The organism is Bacillota bacterium (assembly GCA_012837285.1).
In the GTDB taxonomy this organism is placed as follows: Bacteria; Bacillota; DTU030; order DUMP01; family DUMP01; genus DUNI01.
The window spans coordinates 1-3,505 of the sequence record DURJ01000069.1 but is presented as its reverse complement, the minus strand read 5'-3'; the positions used below and the strand labels follow the sequence as shown (position 1 = coordinate 3,505).

Sequence of the window (3,505 nt, the reverse complement as noted above, 5' to 3'; positions counted from 1 at the left end):
GTAACAGCAAACAAAAAAATCAGTGCTCCTACTGTCAGACTTAAGAGTAGGGCCAACTCCGGCTGTTCCTGGCGTACAATCAAAATAAGTAAAGTGGAAGCTATGGCTACGCCCAAAATCGGTATTATCTCCATGTTTACCCTCACCTTTACAGCCGGAATACGGTTCTAATGGTCAAAAACAGCTGGTTAATCGTAGGAATGATAAGAAGTAGGACTATTACCACCCCCACCAAAGCCAACAAATGGGCTTGCTCTTCTTTTCCCGCTTGTTTAAGTACTATGTTCAAGATTGAAATTAGGAGGCCGATACCAGCAATCTGAAAGATAAGGTCTATGCTCATGCTTCTCCTCCTCTGCCACAAGTCAAATTAGAATCAGTACCGCTACTAAGCCGCTCAACACACCTAGATAGCGCCATAATTTTTGGTTCTTGTTAGCTTCCCGTTCAACCTCAAGCTGCCTTTGGCGTAAATGTTCTTGAGCCAGTTTTAAATGCCGTAGCTGATCTTGGCGATCTGTTAACCCGATAATGGGAGCCAAGGACCACAACGGCTTTACATCGTCGGGATACAGTGGGCTATTGTCAACAAGTATTAGTAATGCTCGTTCCCAGGCCACAGATAAAGGAACACCAGCCTGCAGATTCTCTACTACTTGATGACAAAAAGCATTAGTCTCCGGTCCTAAAGACTGGCCGACTTTTGTCAGCGCTTCGGGAAAAAGTGTAACCGCAAAATCTATCTCTGTAATAAGAAATTGAAGGAGCCCTTGCAATCGAATAAGCAGCGCAACTCGTTCTTTAATACTACGAGCTATGGCAAAGCCCATGTTACCTGTAGCAAAGATCAGTATGAGGCCGCCTAGAAACCTTATCTTCATATCCCTTCCCTCCAGCTGCTGCCCGGCACGTAAGAACAGGCTGTAGGCTATGTCCGTCATAAATGGCTTCTATTGTTCCCACTCCCTGAGATAATCCTAAGAACACTATCCGACCGAAGAGACCTCGGTCCACCAATTGCCGCAGCACCGGTCGCAGTACGAGATCATCCACCCCGTCCCCATGACTTGTCGCTATCAGTTTCACACCACTAACCAATGCTTCTTCCAGAGCCATTATGTCTGCCGACGAGCCAACTTCATCGGTGGCAATGATCTCCGGGGACATAGATCTAAGTAGTAACATTATGCCTTCGACTTTTTTCGCCCCGTCTAAAACATCGGTGCGCGGACCCACATCGTTTTGAGGTGCACCTTGAAAACAAGCTGCTATTTCTGAACGCTCGTCCACTACTCCAATCTTGTAACCCTTCAATTTTAGACTGGTAATGCCGCTGCTTAGCTGCCGAATCAGATCCCTTAGCAAAGTGGTTTTTCCACAGCCAGGCGGCGACACTATCAACGTACTGATAAAAGCATGCCCTTGTACAAGATAGGGCAGCACCAAATCAGCGGCACCAATTACCTGTTTTGCTAAGCGAATGTTTAGACCACTTATGTGCTTTATCGTGCGGATACACCCTTCTTCCAAAACAGCTTTACCTACTATCCCGACACGATGGCCGGCAGGAAGGGTTATGTAACCTTGTCGCAGTTCCTCCTCGCAGGCGTAAACAGACGATTGGGTGATAAATTGTACACATTGCTCCATCTCTTCCTTGGCCAACAGCCCACTTCCAGCTAACACTGTATCACTGCGGTCGTGAACTAGCATTACCGGACGTCCAACTCGGAGCCTTATTTCTAAAATCCCTTCCTTAACTTTCGCCGGTAGCAATCTTAGGGGTTCATGAAGAGAAAGCGCCAGGTAAGGAATGATTTCTTTTTCCAGTATTTCAACCTGAGATCGGCGCTTCACTTCGTTCCCCTCCCATGTTGTCCCATTACCATCTTTATGCTGAGCGAAAGCAAAAAGACCTGCAACTTGCGTTGCAGGTCGGCAAAACAGTAAGTGTCAGTCTTCTGGCGGAACAGTTATATCTGCTTCGTCCTCAGCGTTGGCCCTGCCGAAATCAAAGATTACTCCGCCACACTCAGGACAAGACACTTCGTCCACACTGTCATCATCTAGGATATCCCCTTCAAGAAACACTGTTTCGTGACAGGTAGGACACTCTAATTCAATGAAATCATCGTCCTCGTAGTCATCTTCGTCCTCATAGTCATCCTCGTCCTCTTCATCCTCATGAAAACCCCAGTAATCGTCCTCTAGCTCACCCACACTTTCGTCTAAAGCGCTGATATACTCCTCAATTTCCTGTTGAGTTTCACTAAGGCGACACAGTTCTTCAGTCATGTCATCCAACACAGAAATGATTTCTGTTAATAATCGACCTTCACGACTGGCCTTTTCCACCCCTAAGCCTTCAGCTAATCCCTTCAAATAAGCCACTTTTTCCTGAAGCTTGCTCATAACTCTTCCTCCTTATTAAGCCCTAGTAAGATATTCGCCGGTACGAGTATCGATACGGATCAGATCCCCTTCCTCTATGAATAAGGGAACTTGAACTGTTGCTCCCGTCTCCAAGGTTGCTGGTTTGGTGGCCCCAGAAACAGTATCTCCCCGAGCGCCCGGGGCGGTCTCCACCACTTTAAGATCAACAAAGTTCGGTACTTCTATACCTAGAATACTACCTTCGTATACCTGTACTACAATTGTCATGTTTTCGGTAATATACTTTAAGTTTTCGCCTAAGTGGTCTGCAGTTAGCGCCAGCTGTTCAAACGTTTGGGTATCCATAAAATTATAACTGTCACCGGCAGCGTACAGATACTGCATTTCTCGGCGCTCAACATGAGCCGTTTCCACCTTTTCTCCGGCTCGAAACGTGCGTTCGATCACTCCCCCGCTACGAACATTTTTTAGCTTCGAGCGGACAAAAGCCGCCCCTTTGCCGGGCTTCACATGTTGAAAATCCACCACCGTATATACTTCACCTTCAAGTTCAATGGTAAGCCCGGTTCGAAAATCATTGGTTGAAATCATTTGTTAAACCCTCCTAAAGAACAAAAGTCTCCCTCGGTGCCTGGGATAACACTTCAACACCCTGTTCCGTGATCAGAATTATGTCTTCAGTGCGGACACCACCCCAGTCAGGCAGATAGATACCTGGCTCTACTGTAACCACCGTTCCCGGTGACAAGATATCGGTGGACTGCGCGGACAAGCGAGGTGCCTCATGAATAGCCAAACCCACTCCATGACCGGTAGCATGGCCAAAGTAATCACCATAGCCGGCCGCCGTAATTGCGTCCCGAGCAGCTTGGTCCACTTTAGCACCAAGCGCTCCAGGTCTGGCACAAGCGATAGCTCTTGTTTGAGCCTCTAGTACTGTCTCATATACTAATTGCTGCTTAAAAGTCGGTGTCCCCAAGACAAAGGTACGGGTCAAATCAGAGTGGTAACCCTGGTACACGGCTCCGAAGTCTACTGTAACCATCTCACCCACCTGGAGTTTTTTGTCACCTGCTTCCCCGTGTGGTAATGACCCTCTCACCCCGGATGC

At 47.5% G+C, this 3,505-nt stretch carries 7 protein-coding genes; all 7 read right to left on the bottom strand.

Features of this window, described 5'->3' with window-relative positions:
• Nucleotides 1–134, bottom strand: a 134-nt coding sequence (locus GX016_04050) for a stage III sporulation protein AD (protein HHT70731.1), incomplete at its 3' end; no start/stop codon positions are given.
• A 14-nt stretch (nt 135–148) separates the two neighbouring features.
• Nucleotides 149–343, bottom strand: a complete 195-nt coding sequence (gene spoIIIAC / locus GX016_04045) for a stage III sporulation protein AC (protein HHT70730.1) — start codon at nt 341–343, stop codon at nt 149–151.
• 22 nt (nt 344–365) lie between these two features.
• Nucleotides 366–881: a hypothetical protein gene (locus GX016_04040; GenBank protein ID HHT70729.1), complete on the bottom strand. Its 516-nt coding sequence runs from the start codon at nt 879–881 to the stop codon at nt 366–368.
• Nucleotides 832–1,857: a stage III sporulation protein AA gene (gene spoIIIAA / locus GX016_04035; GenBank protein ID HHT70728.1), complete on the bottom strand. Its 1,026-nt coding sequence runs from the start codon at nt 1,855–1,857 to the stop codon at nt 832–834. Before spoIIIAA ends, GX016_04040 begins: the two co-directional genes overlap by 50 nt.
• A 96-nt stretch (nt 1,858–1,953) precedes the next feature.
• Nucleotides 1,954–2,412 carry an AraC family transcriptional regulator gene (locus tag GX016_04030; protein HHT70727.1) on the bottom strand — a complete coding sequence of 153 codons (459 nt, stop codon included), beginning with the start codon at nt 2,410–2,412 and terminating at the stop codon, nt 1,954–1,956.
• A gap of 15 nt (nt 2,413–2,427) precedes the next feature.
• Entirely contained in the window at nt 2,428–2,985 is a 558-nt protein-coding gene (efp, locus tag GX016_04025) for an elongation factor P (protein ID HHT70726.1), read from the bottom strand.
• 13 nt (nt 2,986–2,998) lie between these two features.
• On the bottom strand, nt 2,999–3,505 hold a 507-nt coding region (locus tag GX016_04020), incomplete at its 5' end, for a M24 family metallopeptidase (GenBank protein ID HHT70725.1).